Here is an 18,634-nt window from a genome sequence, read left to right on the forward strand (position 1 = left end):
CTGGTGTCCGCCCCCGCTTCCTCACAGACGATCGTCGAGAGCGCGCGCGCACTCAAAAATGCCGCGGTCGCTTCGCTATGGCTGCGAGGTTTGCCGGTACGCGAGGCGGATGGCCGCGAAGACCCTGGATATGATGCCACGCCCTATGTGACTCTGGTCATGCGCGAAGAATGCGGCTGCGGCCGTTCGCTCGATCATCACGAATTCATCCTGTCGATGCATGTGCGCGGGGTCAGCTGCAAACCGAGGGAGATCATGCGACTGACCGAAGAGGCGGAACGCGCCGCGCTCACCGTCGGGACGCATCTCGATCAATGGCAGATCCTTCAGATTTCGGCGGAGCGGACGCGGATCATGAGACAGGTCGGTGGGGTGTGGACGGGGTGCCTGAGCGTCCGCGCGCTATTGGCCAGAAAGGATTGAGTCCGGTGTGGTCGGCGGACTGTAGCGAGGCTCTCGGCAATGCTGGCCCTGGCCGATCATGACCGCCTGCCGTGCCGACGCGCACGCCAGCACGTTCCAGGTTGCGCTGGAAATGCCGCCGACCTACGATTCAGCCGCTGCGGCCAATCGCCACGCTACTCCCCTCGCTGCATAGGCCGCCCATGACACCGCTCCGCCTTTTCCTCGTCGACGATGAACATTCCGCAATTCGCCGTCTGGAGCGCGCGATCGAGGGCATTGAGGATGTCGCGATCGTAGGTATTGCGAATGATGGCGAAGAGGCGTTCGAGAAATTGCGCTCCGCCAACGCCGACGTGGTCTTCCTGGATATCGAGATGCCACGGCTGAACGGAGTCGAACTCGCGCGCCGGCTGCGGCAATGCGCGACGGCGCAGATCATCTTTGTTACGGCGCTCAGCGAATGGGCAGTCGAGGCGTTCACGCTGGAAGCCGCCGACTATGTCCTGAAACCCGTGCAGAACGATAGGATCGTCGAAGCGATTGCCCGTGCTCGCCGTCGCTTGGCGGAAGCGGGCGTTGCACACGAAAAGAGCGCGCCAGAATTTCCCCCGAGCATCGCCGAACCCGAGAAGGCCATCTGGATACCCAAGGGTATCAGCAAGGTGCGCGTCTTTATCGACGACATCGTCAGGGTCGAGGCAAGCAAGGATTACGCGCTGATCTATACGTCGAACAACACCTTCATCTTGCGTTCGACCATGAAGCAGCTTTCGGAACGCTTCGATCGCACCGACTTGATCCGGGTGCATCGCTCGGCGTTCCTCAATCTGAAGCTGGTGCTCAAGGCGGAATATGCCGGACGGAGGCTGGCCAGGCTCCATACCGAAGACGGCGCCGTGGTCGAAGTCTCGACACGCTATGCGCGCCATGTCGAGGCGTTGATCGGCGCCCGTTGATCGATCGCGCGCCCGTTGCCGCTTCCCAAACGCAATTGTCTCGACACACCCCGACTTCAGTCAGGAAACCCAGACCATAGAGGTCATCGACTTTTTCGCAGCCCATGCCGCGGAGAGCCAGGCAATTGTCGCCGGCGGGCCCAAGGCAGCGTGCGCCATTTGCCTTCGAAGCGATAGTTCATCCGCCAGCAGCGCCCGCCCTGAGGCGTCACGAGCAGGTGGAGGCCGTGGCCGTCCGCCAACTTTTGTTGCCTGCCGCGGGGTTTCGCTTTTGCCACTGCCATGGAAGAAAGCGCCATGAAGGTATCTCCCGAGGGCACATGTGCCCGATACCCTCAAATATACCCTCAGATACCCCAGATACCCAGGCACGGCCCCGGAAACGGGTGGACGTAAGACGCGAAAAAAACCGCTGTTTTCAGAGATTTTTCGACCTGTGTGGATGTCCGTGGAGAACAAATGGTGCCCAGAAGAGGACTCGAACCTCCACGCCCTTGCGAGCGCCAGCACCTGAAGCTGGTGCGTCTACCAATTCCGCCATCTGGGCACGGGGTAGGCGGCGCGGATAGACGGGGTGATCGGCGCTTGTCAACACAGGGATTAGGCGGCATTGCCGCGACAGCAAAATAAACCCGAGGACGTGAGTGATGAACCGGCTGGTTGTGATGTTCGGCGGCAGCGGATTTCTGGGGCGGTATATCGCGCAGGCGCTGCTCGCGTCGGGCGCGCGTGTACGCTTTGCGGAGCGCGATCCGCGACGCGCATGGTTCCTGAAACCGCTCGGCAATCTGGGGCAGACCCAGTTCGTCGCGGCGGACGTCACGCACAGGGAGAGCGTTGCGCGCGCGGTGCAGGGCGCCGACGCGGTGATCAACCTGGTCGGGATTCTCTCGGGCAAATTCGACAAGGTCCATGTCGAGGGCGCGCGCAACGTTGCCGAGGCAGCGGCGGCCGCTCGCGTATCCACGCTCGTCCATGTCTCGGCGATCGGCGCCGATGCCCGTGCCGAATCGAATTATGCACGCACCAAGGGCGAGGGCGAGGACGCCGTGCGCAAGGCATTCCCCTCCGCGACGATCCTGCGTCCGTCGGTCATATTCGGCCGCGAGGATGGCTTCATCAACCGCTTTGCGGGTCTGATCCGCGCGCTGCCCGTTCTGCCCGTGATTCGCGCGCAGGCGAAATTCCAGCCCGTCTATGTCGGCGATGTCGCGCAGGCCGCGACCGGCGCATTGCTCGATCCCGAGGCGCACGCCGGCAAGACCTATGAACTCGGCGGTCCACAGGTGATGTCGATGGGCGAGATCAACGCATGGATTGCCAGGGAAACGCACCGCAACCCGCTCGTCGCCGATGTGCCCGATGCGGCCGCGGGCGCGATGGCACGGCTCGCGGGCTGGCTGCCGGGCGCGCCGATCACCTGGGACCAGTGGCTGATGCTGCAGAAGGACAATGTCGCCGCCGCCGATGCCGAAGGGCTTGCTGCTTTCGGCATCACGCCGACACCGCTGGCCGCGGTCGCGCCGGGCTGGCTGGTCCAGTATCGCCGCCATGGCCGCTTTGCCGGGGTCAAGGGCGAGGCCTGACCGCTTTACACATCCGTTCGGGCTGAGCCTGTCGAAGCCCTTCCTTTCTTTCCGCAAAGAAGAAAGCCCTTCGACAGGCTCAGGGCGAGCGGCAGAGTGAAAGCGTAGCGCGCGTATGACCTCCTCCGAAGTCCTGACCTATATCCTGCTCGGCATCATCGAGGGGCTGACCGAGTTCCTCCCCGTGTCCTCGACGGGGCACCTCATCCTCGCCAGCGCGCTGCTCGGCTTCGAGGGCGAATCCTCGGTCGCGTTCAAGATCGCGATCCAGCTCGGCGCGATCCTCGCGGTGCTTGTCGCCTATTGGGGGCGCTTCTGGAATATCGGCAAGGGGCTGCTGGCGCTCGACAAGGGCGCGGTCGCGTTCACGCGCAACATCATCCTCGGCTTCCTGCCCGCGATGGCGATCGGCGTTATCGCCTATGATGCGATCCGCGCCGCGATCCAGACCCCGATCATCGTCGCGGTCATGCTCGTGCTCGGTGGCATCGCGATCCTGCTGATCGAGCGCGTGGTGAAGCATGTCCGCTTCGACAGCGTCGAGGCGATGCCGACATGGACCGCGCTCCGCATCGGCATGGTCCAGTGCCTCGCGATGGTCCCCGGCGTCAGCCGCTCGGGGGCGACGATCATGGGTGCGCTGATGATGGGGGTGGAACGCAAGACCGCCGCCGAGTTCAGCTTCTTCCTCGCGGTGCCGACGATGCTCGGCGCGACGGTCTATGCGCTGTGGAAGGATCGCGCGCTGCTCAGCACCGATGATCTCGGCGCGATCGCGATCGGCTTCACCTGCGCCTTCCTTGTCGCGCTCGCGATCGTGAAAGCCTTTGTCGCGGTGGTCTCGCGCTATGGTTTCGCGCCCTTTGCCTGGTATCGAATCGGGCTCGGCAGCGTCGCCTTTGTCTGGCTTTTGATGAGATGAGTCCGTTTCGGCCGTAATATTCTAACACTGATCCACAATATAGCATCGGACACCCCCCAAACCGGCAAAACTAGGTAAACATTGCTGTCTTTAATTGCAGAATCCGCGTGACTCCGCGGTTCTTTTGGATATCGGAGGCTTCCGACAACGGAGGGTGACGATGGCCGAGCAGGCGATGCTGAAATTCGTGGGAACGGGACAAGCCTATCCCGAAAAGCGCGCGGCAGACCTGCGCGCCGAGGATTTCGAGGAAATCGCGCGTCGCTACGAGATCGCGAAGGCCGAGGAACAGGCGTCGCGCTGCTCGCAGTGCGGCGTCCCCTATTGCTCGGTGCACTGCCCGCTGCACAACCATATCCCCGACTGGCTGCGCCTGACCGCCGAAGGCCGTCTGCGCGAGGCGTTCGAGCTCAGCAACAGCACCTCGACCATGCCCGAGATCTGCGGCCGCATCTGCCCGCAGGACCGGCTGTGCGAGGGCAATTGCGTCATCGAGTTTTCAGGGCACGGCGCGGTCACGATCGGCTCGGTCGAGAAATTCATCACCGACACCGCCTGGGAAGAAGGTTGGGTCGCGCCGCTCGTCGCGGGCCGGCCGACGGGCCAGTCGGTGGGCGTCATCGGTGCGGGTCCGGCCGGCCTCACCGCCGCCGAATATCTGCGCGCCGCGGGGCATGAGGTCCATGTCTATGACCGGCACGACCGCATGGGCGGCCTGCTCGTCTACGGCATCCCGGGCTTCAAGCTCGAAAAGCCGATCGTCAAGCGCCGCATCAAGCGGCTCGAGGATGGCGGCATCGTCTTCCACCGCGGCTTCGAGGTCGGCCGCGACGCCACGCTCGAGCAGCTCCGCGCCAAACATGACGCGCTGCTGATCGCGACGGGCGTCTACAAGGCGCGCGCGATCAAGGCGCCCGGCGTCGGTGCGCCGGGCGTGGTCGAATCGCTCGACTATCTGATCGCTTCCAACCGCAAGAGCTTCGGCGACGCCGTCCCCGAATTCGAAAGCGGCACGCTCAATGCCGCGGGCAAGAATGTCGTCGTCATCGGCGGCGGCGACACCGCGATGGACTGCGTCCGCACCGCGATCCGTCAGGGCGCGAAGTCGGTCAAATGCCTCTATCGCCGCGACCGCGCCAACATGCCCGGCTCGCAGAACGAGGTGAAGAATGCCGAAGAGGAGGGCGTCGAGTTCGTCTGGCTCTCCGCCCCCGAAGCCTTTGACGGCACCGAGGCCGTCTCGGGCGTCCGCGCAACGAAAATGCGTCTCGGCCAGGCCGACGCCTCGGGCCGCCGCGCGCCCGAACCCGATCCCGGCAGCGAGTTCCGCCTCGACGCCGATCTCGTCATCAAGGCATTGGGCTTCGATCCCGAGGACCTGCCCAAATTGTTCGGCGCCGAGGAGCTCGGCGTCACGCGCTGGGGCACGCTGCGCGTCGACCACAAGACGATGATGTCCAACATGGACGGCGTCTTCGCCGCGGGCGACATCGTGCGCGGCGCGAGCCTCGTCGTCTGGGCGATCCGCGACGGCCGCGACGTGGCCGATCATATGCACAGCTATCTGAAGGCGAGGGCGAAGGCGGCGCCTGCCAAGGCGCTGGAGGCGGCGTGATGCGAATTGCTCGTTCGATTCTGGCTGCGGGCATGATGGCGGCTGCGATGCCGGTTGCAGCCCAGCAGTCCGCGGCGTCCGCGGTTGCCGCCGAGGCTCCGACGGCCGTCGAGCCCGCGCGCCTCGCTGCGGCGCAGCCCGTGATCGACAAGCTGTTCCCCGTCGGCACCTATCAGCGGATGATGCGCGAGACGCTCGACAAGCTGATGGTGCCGATGATGGACAGCGTGCTCGAAATGCCCGTGAGCACCATCGCAGCGATCGGCGGGCTCGATGAAGAGCAGGCGGCCACGCTTGATCAGGGCACTCTCGCCGAGGTCATGGCGATCTATGACCCGCATTTCCGCGAGCGCACTCAGCGCGGCATGCAGGCGATGATGACGGGCATGAACGGCCTGATGGCGAAGATGGAACCGCGCGTGCGCAACGGGCTCGCCCGCGCCTATGCGCGCAAGTTCACAGCGGCGCAGCTCGACGAGCTCAGTCGCTTTTTCGCGACGCCCACCGGCGGCCTCTACGCTTCGGAATCGCTCATGCTTTTCGTCGATCCCGAGCTGGTCACCGAAATGCAGGCATTCGTTCCCGAGCTGATGGAGCAGATGCCTGCATTCGTGAAGGCGATGGAGGCCGCGACCGCCGACCTGCCCAGGCCGCGAAAAATCGAGGATCTGAGCGCCGCCGAACGCACCAAGCTCGCCAGACTATTGGGCGTGAAGCCCGGGGATCTGCGCGAACCCGAAGAAACCCCCAATGAAGATGTGATCGGGGACTGATGATGACGACCGAATTTGAAGCCCGCGTCGCCGAACGCGAACGCCTTGCCCGTGAAGGCATGTACCGCCCCGAATTCGAGAGCGACGCCTGTGGTGTCGGCCTCGTCGCCGCGACCGACGGCAAGCCCTCGCGCCGCGTCGTCGCCTCCGCGATCGACGCGCTCAAGGCCGTCTGGCACCGCGGCGCGGTCGACGCCGATGGCAAGACCGGCGATGGCGCGGGGCTGCATGTCGACATCCCCGCGCGCTTCTTCGACGACGCGATCGTCGATGGCGGGCACAGGCCGATGCCCAACCGCCTTGCGGTCGGCATGATCTTCCTGCCGCGCACCGATCTTTCGGCGCAGGAAACCTGCCGCACGATCGTCGAGTCCGAGATCATCGACGCGGGCTACACCATCTATGGCTGGCGCCAGGTGCCCGTCGACGTCTCGGTAATCGGCCGCAAGGCGCAGGAAACGCGCCCCGAGATCGAGCAGATCATGATCGCGGGGCCGCTGCCCGACGCGGTCGATGCCGCCGAATTCGAGAAGAACCTCTATCTCGTGCGCAGGCGCATCGAGAAGAAGGTGATCGAGGCGCAGATTTCGGGCTTCTACATCTGCTCGCTGTCGTGCCGCTCGATCATCTACAAGGGGCTGTTCCTCGCCGAGAGCCTGTCGGTCTTCTACCCCGACCTCACCGACGAGCGCTTCGAGAGCCGCGTCGCGATCTTCCACCAGCGCTATTCGACCAACACCTTCCCGCAATGGTGGCTGGCGCAGCCCTTCCGCTGCCTCGCGCATAATGGCGAGATCAACACGATCCGCGGCAACAAGAACTGGATGAAGAGCCACGAGATCAAGATGGCCTCGATCGCGTTCGGCGAGCATTCGGAGGACATCAAGCCCGTGATCCCCGCGGGCGCGTCGGATACCGCCGCATTGGACGCGGTGTTCGAGGCGATCTGCCGCTCGGGGCGCGACGCACCGACCGCCAAGCTGATGCTCGTCCCCGAGGCGTGGCAGCACGATCCCGAAATGCCCGACCCGCATCGCTCGATGTACCAGTATCTCGCCTCGGTGATGGAGCCGTGGGACGGCCCCGCAGCATTGGCGATGACCGATGGCCGCTGGGTGGTCGCGGGCATGGACCGCAACGCGCTGCGCCCGCTGCGCTACACGCGCACGATCGACAATCTGCTGATCGTCGGCTCCGAGGCGGGCATGGTCGTCGTCCCCGAAAGCTCGGTCGTCCAGAAGGGCCGCCTCGGCCCCGGCCAGATGATCGCGGTCGATCTGCACGAAGGCGTGCTGTTCGACGATCGCGCGATCAAGGACCGCATCTCGACCGAGCTTCCCTATGCCGAAATGGCGGGGCGCTTCCTGTCGATCGACGATCTCCCCGCCGCCGCAGCCGATGCGACCCCAGCTTGGGACCGCGCCGAACTGACGCGCCGCCAGGTCGCCGCAGGCCAGACGCTCGAGGACATGGAACTGATCCTCTCGCCCATGGTCGAGGACGCCAAGGAGGCGATCGGCTCGATGGGCGACGACACGCCGCTCGCGGTCATCTCGGACAAGCCGCGGCTGATCAGCCAGTTCTTCCGCCAGAACTTCTCGCAGGTCACCAACCCGCCGATCGACAGCTTGCGCGAAACGCAGGTGATGAGCCTCAAGACGCGCTTCGGCAACCTCGCAAACATCCTCGACCGCGAGGCGCAGAATGACGGCGTGCTCGTGCTCGACAGTCCCGTCCTCACCTGCGCCGAATGGGCGCGTTTGAAGGCGCATTTCGGCGCGCAGGCGGCCGAGATCGACTGCACCTTCGAGACCGGCGGCGGACAGGAAAGCCTGCGCGCTGCGATCTCGCGCATCCGCGCCGAAGCTGAACAGGCCGTGCGCGAGGGGCGCTCGGAAATCTTCCTGACCGACGAGAATGTCGGGCCCGATCGTGTCGCGATCGCGGGCGTGCTCGCCGCGGCCGCGGTGCATACGCACCTCGTCCGCAAGGGCCTGCGCTCATATGCATCGGTCAACGTGCGGACCGCCGAATGCCTCGACACGCATTATTATGCGGTGCTGATCGGCGTCGGAGCGACCACGGTGAACGCCTATCTCGCCGAAGCCGCGATCGCCGATCGTCAGGCGCGTGGCCTGTTCGGCGACTTCAGCCTCGAGGAATGCCTCACGCGCCACAAGAAGGCGGTCAATGACGGCCTTTTGAAGATCATGTCGAAGATGGGGATCGCGGTGATCTCCAGCTATCGCGGCGGCTATAATTTCGAGGCCGTCGGCCTGTCGCGCGCGCTGGTCAACGATTTCTTCCCCGGCATGCCCGCCAAGATCTCGGGCGAGGGCTATGCCTCGCTCCACCTGAGCGCGCTGATGCGGCACGAGGCGGCCTTCGACAAGGCGGTGGTCACGCTGCCGATCGGCGGCTTTTATCGCCAGCGCCACGGCGGCGAGACGCACGCCTATTCGGCGCAGCTCATGCACCTGCTCCAGACCGCGGTCTCGACCGACAGCTATTCGACCTATCTCCAGTTCGCGCGCGGCGTGCGCGATCTGCCCCCGGTCTATCTGCGCGATCTGCTCGAGTTCAATTTCACCAACGAGCCCGTTGCGATCGACAGCGTCGAGGCGATCACCGAGATTCGCAAGCGCTTTGTCACCCCGGGCATGTCGCTCGGCGCGCTCTCTCCCGAAGCGCACGAGACGCTCGCGATCGCGATGAACCGCATCGGCGCCAAGGCGGTATCGGGCGAGGGCGGCGAGGATAGCGCGCGCTACAAGCCCTATGAGAATGGCGACAACGCCAATTCGGTGATCAAGCAGATCGCCTCGGGGCGTTTCGGGGTCACGGCCGAATATCTCGGCGCGTGCGAGGAAATCGAAATCAAGGTGGCGCAGGGCGCAAAGCCCGGCGAGGGCGGCCAGCTTCCCGGCTTCAAGGTCACCGAGTTCATCGCGAAGCTCCGCCATGCGACCCCGGGCGTCTCGCTGATCTCGCCCCCGCCGCACCACGACATCTATTCGATCGAGGATCTGGCGCAGCTGATCTACGACCTGAAGATGATCAACCCGCGCGCGCGCGTCTGCGTCAAGCTCGTCTCCTCGGCGGGTATCGGCACGGTCGCGGCGGGCGTTGCGAAAGCCCATGCCGACGTCATCCTCGTCGCGGGCCATGTCGGCGGCACCGGCGCCAGCCCGCAGACCTCGGTCAAATATGCGGGCACGCCCTGGGAAATGGGTCTCAGCGAGGTCAATCAGGTGCTGACGCTCAACGGGCTTCGCCACCGCGTGAAATTGCGCACCGATGGCGGCCTCAAGACCGGGCGCGATATCGTGATCGCCGCGATCCTCGGCGCCGAGGAATTCGGCATCGGCACATTGTCGCTGGTCGCGATGGGCTGCATCATGGTGCGTCAGTGCCATTCGAACACCTGCCCCGTCGGCGTCTGCACGCAGGACGAGAAGCTCAGGCAGAAATTCGTCGGCACCCCCGAAAAGGTCATCAACCTGATGACCTTCATCGCCGAGGAAGTGCGCGAGATTCTCGCACGGCTGGGCTTCAAGTCGCTCGACGAGATCATCGGACGCACCGAGCTGCTGCGTCAGGTCAGCCGCGGCGCCGAACATCTCGACGATCTCGACCTCAACCCGATACTCGCCAAGGTCGATGCCGACGATGATCTGCGCCGCTTCAACCTGCCGACCTTCCGCAACGAGGTGCCTGACAGCCTCGACGCGCAGATGATCGCGGATGCCAAGGCGGTGTTCGAGCGTCGCGAGAAGATGCAGCTCACCTATAATGTCCGCAACACGCACCGTGCGGTCGGCACGCGCTTCTCGTCAGAGATCACGCGGCTCTACGGCATGTCGGCGCTCGCCGACGGGCACGTCCATGTCCGGCTGCGCGGCTCGGCGGGGCAGTCATTGGGCGCCTTTCTCTGCAAGGGGATCACGCTCGAGGTCTTCGGCGACGCCAACGACTATGTCGGCAAGGGGCTTTCGGGCGGCATCGTGACCGTGCGTCCCACGGTCAGCTCGCCGCTCGACAGCCATGCCAACACGATCATCGGCAATACCGTCCTCTACGGCGCAACCTCGGGCAAGCTGTTCGCGGCGGGTCAGGCGGGTGAGCGCTTCGCGGTCCGCAACTCGGGCGCAGAGGTCGTGGTCGAGGGCTGCGGCGCCAATGGCTGCGAATATATGACGGGCGGCACCGCGGTCATTCTCGGCAAGGTCGGCGCCAATTTCGGTGCGGGCATGACGGGCGGCATGGCCTTCATCCTCGACGAGGACGGCCATTTCGAACGTCGCGCCAATCCCGACAGCATCGTCTGGCAACGCCTCGACTCCGCGTACTGGGAAGCCAAGCTCAAATCGCTCATCGCCGAGCATGCGGTCGCGACCGACAGCAAATGGTCCAACGCGATCCTCGACGACTGGGACCGCAGGCGGCTCCAGTTCTGGCAGGTCTGCCCGAAGGAGATGCTGTCGCGGCTCGAATACGCGCTCAGCGACACCCCCGCGGAGGTCGCGGCCGAATAAGCACGGAACCCGTTCAGCCTGGACTCATTTTAACTTATATATGTGTCCAGGCCGTACCCGCGCGTGCCTCGCGCGTCTGGAGGATTGCGATGCGTTATTTCGTGCTCGGCCTTGTTGCGCTGGCCTTCACCGCGCCCGTCCACGCGCAGGACAATGATGTCGCGCCCGAGGAACGGATTGCGAAGACGATGAACGATCCCGTCATGCAGGACCGCGTCGCAGGCGCGATGTCGGGCGTGATGGGCGCGGTGCTCGACATGCGCATCGGCGAGATCGAGCGCGCGATCGACCCGACCTCGCGCACGCCGCGCGACGAGACGCTGCGCGACCGCGCCGAGCGCGACGATCCCTATTTTGAAGAGCGCATGACGCATCGCACGCGTGCGATGACGGGCACGATGGGCGCCATGGCGACGCAGATGGTGGTGATGATGCCCGAATTGCGCAGGTTGATGGCAGAGATGGCGGGCCGCATGGCCGATATCGGAAGCCGCGTATCGCTGCCCGATTACGAATACGATTGGGACGATTGAGAAAAAGCGCCGATCGCGCCTGCTGCGCCGCATCAAAGGCTGGACGGACTCGCCGCGCGCGCTAAAGTCGCGCCTCCATGTGGCACCTCTTCCAGTTTCCGCTCTGTCCCTTTTCGCGCAAGGTCCGGCTTCTCCTCGGTGAGAAGGGCGTCGGCTATGAACTCGTGCGCGAATCCCCGTGGGAACGCCGCGACGAGTTCATCGACATGAACCCCGCGGGGCAGACCCCGGTGATGACCGAGGCCGATCGCAGCCTGATCCTCATCGATTCCTCGGCGATCTGCGAATATTTCGAGGAAACCACCGACAAGGCGCAACTCATCGGCGGCACCGCCGCGCACCGCGCCGAGGTCCGCCGGCTGGTTTCATGGTTCGACCACCAGTTCTACGGCGATGTCGTCGCGCCCCTGATGCACGAGCGCATGAAGAAGCGGCTGATCGACCGCGCCGCGCCCGATGCGCGCATCCTGCGCGAGGCGATGAAGAACGCGCACAGCCATTTCGACTATCTCGACTATCTGCTCGATCACCGCACCTGGCTGGCGGGCGCGACATTGAGCCTCGCCGATCTCGCGGCGGCGGCGCATATTTCGGTCGCGGACTATCTGGGCGGCATCGACTTCAAGGGGCACGAACTGGTCAAGCGCTGGTATGCGGGCCTCAAGTCGCGCCCGAGCTTCCGTCCACTGCTCTCCGAGCGGATGGAGGTCATCAAGCCCCCCGAATATTACGACAAGGTGGATTTCTGATGCGCCATGCCCGGCTTCTTGCGCTCGCCTCGTCGCTCGCGCTCGGACCGGGCGCGGTTGCGCAGCCGCCTGAATATTATCCGGTCGAAGGACCGCAGGCGCGCCCCTTTTCGGAAGCCGTCCGCGTCGGCGATATCCTCTATCTCTCAGGCGAGATCGGGACGACCCAAAGCGGCGCGCTCGCCGCGGGCGGGCTCGCGGGCGAAACGAAGCAGATGATGGAGAATATCGGCGCGAAGCTGCGCAAGCGGGGCCTCGGTTTCGACGACGTCTTCAAATGCACCGTGATGCTCGCCGACATGAGCCGCTGGGGCGATTTCAACGCGGTCTATGTGACCTATTTCAAGCCCGGCCGCCTGCCAGCGCGCAGCGCCTTTGGCGCCAACGGGCTTGCGCTCGGCGCGCAGGTCGAGCTCGAATGCTGGGCCAGGTTCCCCGACGCAAAGCGCTGAAAGCGCAAGCCGCGCACCCGCGGCTTGAGAAATCGCAAGGCGCACCGACACGCCGCCCCTAGAGTTCATTTCGCTTGTGAAAAAGACAGTCTGGTTGCGCACGTGCGGCTCTCACTCGGCGGAGTATTCCATGCACAAACTGATCCTTCCTCTTGCGGTCGCGATCGCAGCGATCGCCGCCCCGGTCGCCGCGCAGCCGGCCCAGCGCGAAAGCATCGTCTCGATCTATCGCGCCGCACCGGGCCAGCAAAAGGCATTGCTCGAATGGTTTGCGCGGCAGGACGGCTTCGCCAAGGCGGCGGGCGTTCCGGCTTCGCAGCTTTATGTCCACCAGAATGGCGCCAGCTGGGATTTCGTCTGGATCCAGCCCAAGACGACCGAGGCGCAGGACAAGGCAATCGATGATGCCGCCAAGGCCGCGGGTCAGCTGGCCGGGCCGAAGATGGGCCTCAAGCTGCGCGAATATATCGCCGAGCACAGCGATACACTCGCGGTCGGCCCGATCAGCGCCGACGAATGGCTGAAGGTCGTCGGCCAGTAATGACCGGCGGACGGCCGGTGCGCGCGTGTCAGGCCGCGTGCACCGCCGTCACGAAATAGTCGAGCGCCTTGTTCTCGCTGAGCTTGAAGCCGTGCATGGGCGAGAAACTCATGCCCGTCACGTCGATCACTTTCAGCCCCGCGGCCTCGACCAGCGCGCCCAGTTCCTCGGGCGTCAGGAACTTGTCCCAGTCGTGCGTGCCCTTCGGAATTCTCCCCGTCCCTTCGGCAATCGTGATCATGGCGAAGTGCGACAGGCTCGTGCGGTTGGGGGTGGACAGGATCATCAGCCCGCCCGGCGCGAGCGCGCCAGCCAACCCCTCCACGAACGCCCGGGGATCGGTCACATGCTCGACAACCTCCAGAGACGTGATGAGGTCGAAGCGGCGCTTGCCCAGCGTCTCGATCCCGCCCTGCTCATAGGAAACCGAGAGCCCCGACTGTTCGGCGTGCAGACGCGCCACCGCGACATTCTCCGCCGCCGCGTCGATCCCGGTCACCACCGCGCCCAGCCGCGCCAGCGGTTCGCACAAAAGGCCTGCGCCGCATCCCATGTCGAGCGCCGTCATGTTCGCCAGCGGCCGCCGGTCATGCTCGTCGAGCTGCCAGTGCCAGTCGGCCATGTCGCGAATATAGTGGAGCCGGACGGGGTTCATCCGGTGGAGCATCGCCGATGACCCCTTGGGGTCCCACCATTCCGCCGCCATTTGCCCGAAATGCGCGGCCTCTTTCGGATCGATCGTAGTTGCGTTTGCCATATCTCGACCCTATCAGGGCCGCGCCCTTTGACCAAAGGGCTTTTCAGGGAATTTCCGGGAAGTCTCAATGGCCCGTATTGTAATGAAATTCGGCGGAACCTCGATGGCGGGCATCGAAAGGATTCGCAACGTCGCGGCGCGCGTCAAACACGAGGTCGATGCCGGCAACGAGGTCGCGGTCGTCGTTTCGGCGATGGCGGGCGAGACCGACCGGCTCGTCAACTTCTGCCGCGAGGCAAGCTCGCTCTACGACACGCGCGAATATGACGTCGTCGTCGCGGCGGGCGAACAGGTGACGAGCGGCCTGCTCGCGATCACGCTCCAGTCACTGGGCGTACGCGCGCGCAGCTGGCTCGGCTGGCAGCTTCCCATCCACACCAACGACGCGCATGCCTCGGCGCGGATCGAGACGATCGACACCGAAGCGCTCATCGCCGCAATGGCGGGCGGGCAGGTCGCGGTCATCCCGGGCTTCCAGGGCATGGCCGAGGATGGCCGGGTGACGACGCTCGGGCGCGGCGGTTCGGACACCTCGGCGGTTGCGGTGGCGGCCGCAGTCAAGGCCGACCGCTGTGACATCTACACCGATGTCGACGGCGTCTACACAACCGATCCGCGCATCGTGCCGCGCGCGCGCAAGCTGAAAAAGGTCACCTACGAGGAAATGCTCGAGCTGGCGAGCGTCGGCGCCAAGGTGCTCCAGACGCGCTCAGTCGGGCTCGCGATGAAGGAGAAGGTGCGCGTCCAGGTGCTCTCTTCCTTCGAGGATCCGACCGACGACGAACTGCCGGGGACGATGATCGTCGGCGATGATGAGATTGAGGAAAACGAGATGGAACGGCAACGCATCACCGGCATCGCGCTGGACAAGAACGAGGCGAAGATCACGCTGACCGATGTGCCCGACCGCCCCGGCGCGGTCGCCGCGATCTTCGGGCCGCTGGCCGAGGCCAACATCAATGTCGACGTGATCGTGCAGAATATCGCGCACGACACGGGTTCGACCGACGTCACCTTCACCGTCCCCGGCGCCGAGCTGGCGCGCGCTATCGACGCGCTCGAAAAGGCGAGGGGAACGATCGGCTATGGCGAGCTGAAGCACGACACCAAGATCTGCAAGGTCTCGATCGTCGGCGTTGGCATGCGCAGCCATGCGGGCGTCGCCTCGACGATGTTCAAGGCGCTGGCCGATCGCGGCATCAACATCCAGGCAATCGCGACCTCCGAGATCAAGGTCTCGGTGCTGATCGAGGAGGATTATGCCGAGCTCGCGGTCCGCGTGCTGCACACCGCCTATGGTCTCGACGGTCCGGAGCCGCTGGAGGCATGAGCATCGGTCAGGAACGCCTCGCCCGCCGCATGGCGCGTGGCGCCGAATTCCTCGGTTGCGACGTCGCAATACTGGGCGGCGCGATGAGCTGGATCTCTGAGCGCAACCTCGTTTCCGCCATCTCCAATGCCGGCGGCTTCGGCGTCATCGCGTGCGGCGCGATGAGCCCCGAGCTGCTCGACACCGAGATCGCCGAGACGAAGAAGCGGACGGACAAGCCCTTCGGCGTCAATCTCATCACCATGCATCCGCAGCTTTTCGAGCTGATCGGGGTCTGCGCGAAACACAAGGTCAGTCATGTCGTGCTCGCGGGCGGCCTGCCCCCGGCGGGTGCGCTCGATGCGATCAAGGCGAGCGGCGCGAAGGTCATCTGCTTCGCGCCCGCGCTGGCGCTCGCGAAGAAGCTGATCCGTTCGGGCGTCGATGCGCTCGTGATCGAGGGGATGGAAGCCGGCGGCCATATCGGCCCGGTCTCGACGTCGGTGCTCGCGCAGGAAATGCTCCCCGAAATCGCCGATCAGCTTCCCGTTTTCGTCGCGGGCGGGATCGGCAAGGGCCAGCTCATCGCGGGCTATCTCGAAATGGGTGCGGCGGGCGTCCAGCTCGGCACGCGCTTCGTGTGTGCGACCGAGTGCATCGCGCACCCCAATTTCAAAAAGGCGTTCATTCGCGCCTCGGCGCGCGACGCGATCGCCAGCGTCCAGATCGATCCGCGTCTGCCCGTGATCCCCGTGCGCGCGCTCCGCAACGCCGAGATGGAAGCCTTCGCCGCCAAGCAGCGCGAAGTCGCGCAGATGCTCGACGACGGCAAGGTCGACATGGGCGCCGCCCAGCTCGAAATCGAGCACTACTGGGCGGGCGCGCTGCGCCGCGCGGTCATTGACGGCGATGTGGAGTCGGGATCGGTGATGGCGGGCCAGTCGGTCGGCATGGTCAAGGCAGAGGAGCCCGTCGCCGATATCATCGCGACGCTGATGACCGAAGCGGCCGAAGCGCTCGAAACGCGCGCACATTGATCCGTCGGCGCCCCGCAGGGGCGCCGCGCTGCCCGTTGCACGACGATGCGCGAAAAAGCGGTGCGACATCGCGTGAGCGTATTGGAAAGCGCGGCGACTTTCTGATAGCCCTTTTCGACAATGGCCTCATCCGCACCGACCACATCCGCCGTCGCCTCCGCGCGCGAAATCCTCACCCGCCTCCACGATGTGATGGCGGCGCGCACAGGAGCGCAGGCCAAGCTCAATCAGGTCGTCAACATCGTCGGCGAGGCGCTCGATAGCGAGGTCTGCTCGATCTATCTGCTGCGCGACGGCGTGCTCGAACTCTTCGCGACGCGCGGGCTGAAGCAGGAGGCCGTCCACGTCACCAAGCTGGCATTCGGCGAGGGGCTGGTCGGCACGATCGCCGAGAATGTCGAGATGCTCAATCTCGACGAAGCGGCGAGCCATCCCGATTTCGCCTACAAGCCCGAAACCGGGGAAGAGCTGTTCCACAGTTTCGCAGGCGTGCCGATCGTGCGCCGCGAAGAGGCGGTGGGCGTGCTCTCGATCCAGCATGCCGAACCGCGCAAATATGACGACCTCGTCATCGAGGCGCTCCAGACCGTTGCGATGGTGCTCTCCGAACTGATCGCCAATGCCGGGCTGATCGACGAGAAGGCCGCCGCCGCAGGCCGCGTCCACAATACCGATCCCGTGCGGTTGACGGGCCTCAAGCTCGTCGACGGAATGGCGCGCGGCTTTGCGGTCTATCACCAGCCGCGCATCACCATCGAGCATACCGTCGCCGAGGATGTTGAGGCGGAGCGGCACAGGGTCTATTCGGCCTTCGACAAGATGCGCGAGCAGATCGACCGCATGGCGAGCCAGGCCGAGTTTGGCGGCGGCGAGCACCAGGAGGTGCTCGAGATGTACAAGATGTTCGCCTATGACGAGGGCTGGTCGCGCCGCATCAACGAGGCGATCGACAGCGGCCTCACCGCCGAGGCGGCGATCGAGCGCGTCCAGCAGCGCACCCGCATGCGCATGCGCCAGATCGACGATCCGCTGCTCGCCGACCGGATGCACGATCTGGAGGATCTCTCCAACCGGCTGTTGCGCATCGTCTCGGGACAGCTCGGCTCGGCCGCGCAGCTCGGGCTTCGTCAGGACACGATCCTGATCGCGCGCAACCTCGGCCCCGCCGAGCTGCTCGAATATGATCGCCGCCGTCTGAAAGGCGTGATCCTCGAGGAAGGCTCGCTGACCGCGCACGTCATCATCGTCGCGCGCGCGATGGGCGTCCCCGTGCTGGGCCGGGTCACCAATGTCCGTCGCACGATCGGCGAGGGCGACCTCATCCTGCTCGATGCGAGCCAGAGCGCGGTCTTCGTGCGCCCCTCTCCGTCGATGGAAGAGGCCTTCGAGGCCAAGCTCGACGTCAGCCAGAAGCGCCGCGCCGCCTTTGCCGCGCTGCGCACCGAACCTTCGGTTACGAAGGACGGCACGCATATCGCGTTGATGGTCAATGCGGGGCTGCGCGACGATGTCGCAGCGCTCGACACCACGGGCGCCGAGGGCATCGGGCTGTTTCGTACCGAATTCCAGTTCCTGGTTTCCGCCACCCTGCCGCAGCGCGAACGCCAGCAGCGACTCTACCGCGACGTGCTTGAGGCCGCGGGCGAGCGCCCCGTCATCTTCCGCACCGTCGACATTGGGGGCGACAAGGCGCTGCCCTATATGCGCCATGATGGCGAGCATGAGGAGAATCCCGCGATGGGCTGGCGCGCACTGCGCGTCGCGCTCGATCGCAACGGGCTGATGAAGGCGCAGGCGCGCGCACTCATCGAGGCCGGCGCGGGGCGGACGCTCCACATCATGTTCCCGATGGTCTCCGAGCCGTGGGAGTTCGACGAAGCCAAGGCGCTGTTCGAGGCGCAGCGCGACTGGGTCTCCTCGCGCGGGCGGATGCTGCCGAATGCGATCCGCTACGGCGCGATGCTCGAAGTGCCCGCGCTCGCCGAAAGTCTCGATATCCTGCTGCCAAAGATCGACTTCCTGTCGATCGGCACCAATGATCTGACCCAGTTCCTGTTCGCTGCCGACCGCGCGCACCCCAAGCTCGCCGAACGCTATGACTGGCTGAGCCCTGCGATCCTGCGCTTCCTGCGCCGCGTCGTGGCGCCCGCCAAGGCCGCGGGCGTGCCCGTTGCGGTGTGCGGCGAAATGGGCGGGCGGACATTGGAGGCGATGGCGCTGATCGGGCTCGGGATCGAGCGGCTTTCGATCACCCCGGCCGCGATCGGACCGGTCAAGGCGATGCTGCGTTCGCTCGATCGGGCAGCGCTGCAGACTGCGCTTTCGGCCTGGCTCGATACCCCGCCACCCAGCATGCGCGCCGCGCTTTCGGGATGGGCGGTGGAACACGGCGTGGAATTTACCTGAACTCTTGAAAAAAGCTTCGCAATTGCAGGCTCGCCGCATTGACATTGCGCGCGCGCAA

General features: G+C 65.2%; 16 protein-coding genes and 1 tRNA gene. 14 read left to right on the forward strand and 3 right to left on the reverse strand.

Annotated elements, in window-relative coordinates; all coding sequences use genetic code 11:
- Nucleotides 1-3 precede the first annotated feature (3 nt).
- Both MKI88_RS04380 and MKI88_RS04385 read left to right on the forward strand, forming a co-directional pair.
- Nucleotides 4-423 (forward strand): hypothetical protein, encoded by a 420-nt coding sequence (locus MKI88_RS04380; protein WP_241629739.1) that lies wholly within the window; start codon nucleotides 4-6, stop codon nucleotides 421-423.
- A 182-nt stretch (nucleotides 424-605) separates the two neighbouring features.
- Nucleotides 606-1,361 (forward strand): LytTR family DNA-binding domain-containing protein, encoded by a 756-nt coding sequence (locus MKI88_RS04385; RefSeq protein WP_241629740.1) that lies wholly within the window; start codon nucleotides 606-608, stop codon nucleotides 1,359-1,361.
- 83 nt (nucleotides 1,362-1,444) lie between these two features.
- Here the strand turns inward: MKI88_RS04385 and MKI88_RS21455 are convergent, their stop codons facing one another.
- Both MKI88_RS21455 and MKI88_RS04390 read right to left on the reverse strand, forming a co-directional pair.
- Entirely contained in the window at nucleotides 1,445-1,660 is a 216-nt protein-coding gene (locus MKI88_RS21455) for an Arm DNA-binding domain-containing protein (RefSeq protein ID WP_348636234.1), read from the reverse strand.
- 161 nt (nucleotides 1,661-1,821) lie between these two features.
- Nucleotides 1,822-1,908 (reverse strand) — tRNA-Leu (locus MKI88_RS04390).
- Between the two features lie 100 nt (nucleotides 1,909-2,008).
- On the opposite strand from MKI88_RS04390, the gene MKI88_RS04395 reads away from it, so the two are divergent.
- The 9 genes from MKI88_RS04395 to MKI88_RS04435 all read left to right on the forward strand — a co-directional run bounded on the left by MKI88_RS04395 (nucleotide 2,009) and on the right by MKI88_RS04435 (nucleotide 13,067).
- Nucleotides 2,009-2,947 carry a complex I NDUFA9 subunit family protein gene (locus MKI88_RS04395; protein ID WP_241629741.1) on the forward strand — a complete coding sequence of 313 codons (939 nt, stop codon included), beginning with the start codon at nucleotides 2,009-2,011 and terminating at the stop codon, nucleotides 2,945-2,947.
- Between the two features lie 115 nt (nucleotides 2,948-3,062).
- Entirely contained in the window at nucleotides 3,063-3,869 is an 807-nt protein-coding gene (locus tag MKI88_RS04400; protein WP_241629742.1) for an undecaprenyl-diphosphate phosphatase, read from the forward strand.
- A gap of 160 nt (nucleotides 3,870-4,029) precedes the next feature.
- Complete coding sequence (locus tag MKI88_RS04405; protein ID WP_241629743.1) at nucleotides 4,030-5,484, forward strand: NAD(P)-dependent oxidoreductase; 1,455 nt, start codon at nucleotides 4,030-4,032, stop codon at nucleotides 5,482-5,484.
- Nucleotides 5,481-6,257, forward strand: a complete 777-nt coding sequence (locus tag MKI88_RS04410; protein WP_407073299.1) for a DUF2059 domain-containing protein — start codon at nucleotides 5,481-5,483, stop codon at nucleotides 6,255-6,257. The genes MKI88_RS04405 and MKI88_RS04410 overlap by 4 nt, the downstream gene beginning before the upstream one ends.
- Nucleotides 6,257-10,792, forward strand: a complete 4,536-nt coding sequence (gltB, locus tag MKI88_RS04415; protein ID WP_241629744.1) for a glutamate synthase large subunit — start codon at nucleotides 6,257-6,259, stop codon at nucleotides 10,790-10,792. The genes MKI88_RS04410 and gltB overlap by 1 nt, the downstream gene beginning before the upstream one ends.
- A gap of 89 nt (nucleotides 10,793-10,881) precedes the next feature.
- Complete coding sequence (locus MKI88_RS04420) at nucleotides 10,882-11,325, forward strand: hypothetical protein (protein ID WP_241629745.1); 444 nt, start codon at nucleotides 10,882-10,884, stop codon at nucleotides 11,323-11,325.
- Nucleotides 11,326-11,402: 77 nt separating this feature from the next.
- Nucleotides 11,403-12,074 carry a glutathione S-transferase family protein gene (locus tag MKI88_RS04425; protein ID WP_241629746.1) on the forward strand — a complete coding sequence of 224 codons (672 nt, stop codon included), beginning with the start codon at nucleotides 11,403-11,405 and terminating at the stop codon, nucleotides 12,072-12,074.
- On the forward strand, nucleotides 12,074-12,526 hold the full coding sequence (locus MKI88_RS04430) for a RidA family protein (protein ID WP_241629747.1): 453 nt from the start codon (nucleotides 12,074-12,076) through the stop codon (nucleotides 12,524-12,526). The genes MKI88_RS04425 and MKI88_RS04430 overlap by 1 nt, the downstream gene beginning before the upstream one ends.
- 130 nt (nucleotides 12,527-12,656) lie before the next feature.
- Nucleotides 12,657-13,067 (forward strand): hypothetical protein, encoded by a 411-nt coding sequence (locus MKI88_RS04435; protein WP_241629748.1) that lies wholly within the window; start codon nucleotides 12,657-12,659, stop codon nucleotides 13,065-13,067.
- Nucleotides 13,068-13,095: 28 nt separating this feature from the next.
- Here the strand turns inward: MKI88_RS04435 and ubiG are convergent, their stop codons facing one another.
- Nucleotides 13,096-13,824, reverse strand: coding sequence for a bifunctional 2-polyprenyl-6-hydroxyphenol methylase/3-demethylubiquinol 3-O-methyltransferase UbiG (gene ubiG, locus MKI88_RS04440; protein WP_241629749.1), 729 nt, complete (start codon nucleotides 13,822-13,824; stop codon nucleotides 13,096-13,098).
- A 67-nt stretch (nucleotides 13,825-13,891) separates the two neighbouring features.
- Here ubiG and MKI88_RS04445 point away from each other — a divergent pair, with 67 nt between their 5' ends.
- From MKI88_RS04445 to ptsP, 3 genes are all read left to right on the forward strand, one after another.
- Nucleotides 13,892-15,154, forward strand: coding sequence for an aspartate kinase (locus MKI88_RS04445; RefSeq protein ID WP_241629750.1), 1,263 nt, complete (start codon nucleotides 13,892-13,894; stop codon nucleotides 15,152-15,154).
- Nucleotides 15,151-16,170, forward strand: a complete 1,020-nt coding sequence (locus MKI88_RS04450; RefSeq protein ID WP_241629751.1) for a nitronate monooxygenase family protein — start codon at nucleotides 15,151-15,153, stop codon at nucleotides 16,168-16,170. The genes MKI88_RS04445 and MKI88_RS04450 overlap by 4 nt, the downstream gene beginning before the upstream one ends.
- 120 nt (nucleotides 16,171-16,290) lie before the next feature.
- Nucleotides 16,291-18,576 carry a phosphoenolpyruvate--protein phosphotransferase gene (gene ptsP / locus MKI88_RS04455; protein ID WP_241629752.1) on the forward strand — a complete coding sequence of 762 codons (2,286 nt, stop codon included), beginning with the start codon at nucleotides 16,291-16,293 and terminating at the stop codon, nucleotides 18,574-18,576.
- Nucleotides 18,577-18,634: the final 58 nt, after the last annotated feature.

Origin of the sequence: Sphingomonas sp. LaA6.9 (assembly GCF_022601895.1) — a bacterium.
Classification (GTDB): Bacteria; Pseudomonadota; Alphaproteobacteria; order Sphingomonadales; family Sphingomonadaceae; genus Sphingobium_A.

Excerpts from the sequence above, each read along its gene's own strand:
- MKI88_RS04445 (WP_241629750.1), top strand. The coding sequence starts at position 13,892 with ATGGCCCGTATTGTAATGAAATTCGGCGGAACCTCGATGGCGGGCATC.
- ptsP (WP_241629752.1), top strand. The coding sequence starts at position 16,291 with ATGGCCTCATCCGCACCGACCACATCCGCCGTCGCCTCCGCGCGCGAA.
- MKI88_RS04450 (WP_241629751.1), top strand. The coding sequence starts at position 15,151 with ATGAGCATCGGTCAGGAACGCCTCGCCCGCCGCATGGCGCGTGGCGCC.
- MKI88_RS04420 (WP_241629745.1), top strand. The coding sequence starts at position 10,882 with ATGCGTTATTTCGTGCTCGGCCTTGTTGCGCTGGCCTTCACCGCGCCC.
- MKI88_RS04430 (WP_241629747.1), top strand. The coding sequence starts at position 12,074 with ATGCGCCATGCCCGGCTTCTTGCGCTCGCCTCGTCGCTCGCGCTCGGA.
- gltB (WP_241629744.1), top strand. The coding sequence starts at position 6,257 with ATGATGACGACCGAATTTGAAGCCCGCGTCGCCGAACGCGAACGCCTT.
- ubiG (WP_241629749.1), bottom strand. The coding sequence starts at position 13,824 with ATGGCAAACGCAACTACGATCGATCCGAAAGAGGCCGCGCATTTCGGG.
- MKI88_RS21455 (WP_348636234.1), bottom strand. The coding sequence starts at position 1,660 with ATGGCGCTTTCTTCCATGGCAGTGGCAAAAGCGAAACCCCGCGGCAGG.
- MKI88_RS04395 (WP_241629741.1), top strand. The coding sequence starts at position 2,009 with ATGAACCGGCTGGTTGTGATGTTCGGCGGCAGCGGATTTCTGGGGCGG.
- MKI88_RS04385 (WP_241629740.1), top strand. The coding sequence starts at position 606 with ATGACACCGCTCCGCCTTTTCCTCGTCGACGATGAACATTCCGCAATT.
- MKI88_RS04435 (WP_241629748.1), top strand. The coding sequence starts at position 12,657 with ATGCACAAACTGATCCTTCCTCTTGCGGTCGCGATCGCAGCGATCGCC.
- MKI88_RS04425 (WP_241629746.1), top strand. The coding sequence starts at position 11,403 with ATGTGGCACCTCTTCCAGTTTCCGCTCTGTCCCTTTTCGCGCAAGGTC.
- MKI88_RS04400 (WP_241629742.1), top strand. The coding sequence starts at position 3,063 with ATGACCTCCTCCGAAGTCCTGACCTATATCCTGCTCGGCATCATCGAG.
- MKI88_RS04405 (WP_241629743.1), top strand. The coding sequence starts at position 4,030 with ATGGCCGAGCAGGCGATGCTGAAATTCGTGGGAACGGGACAAGCCTAT.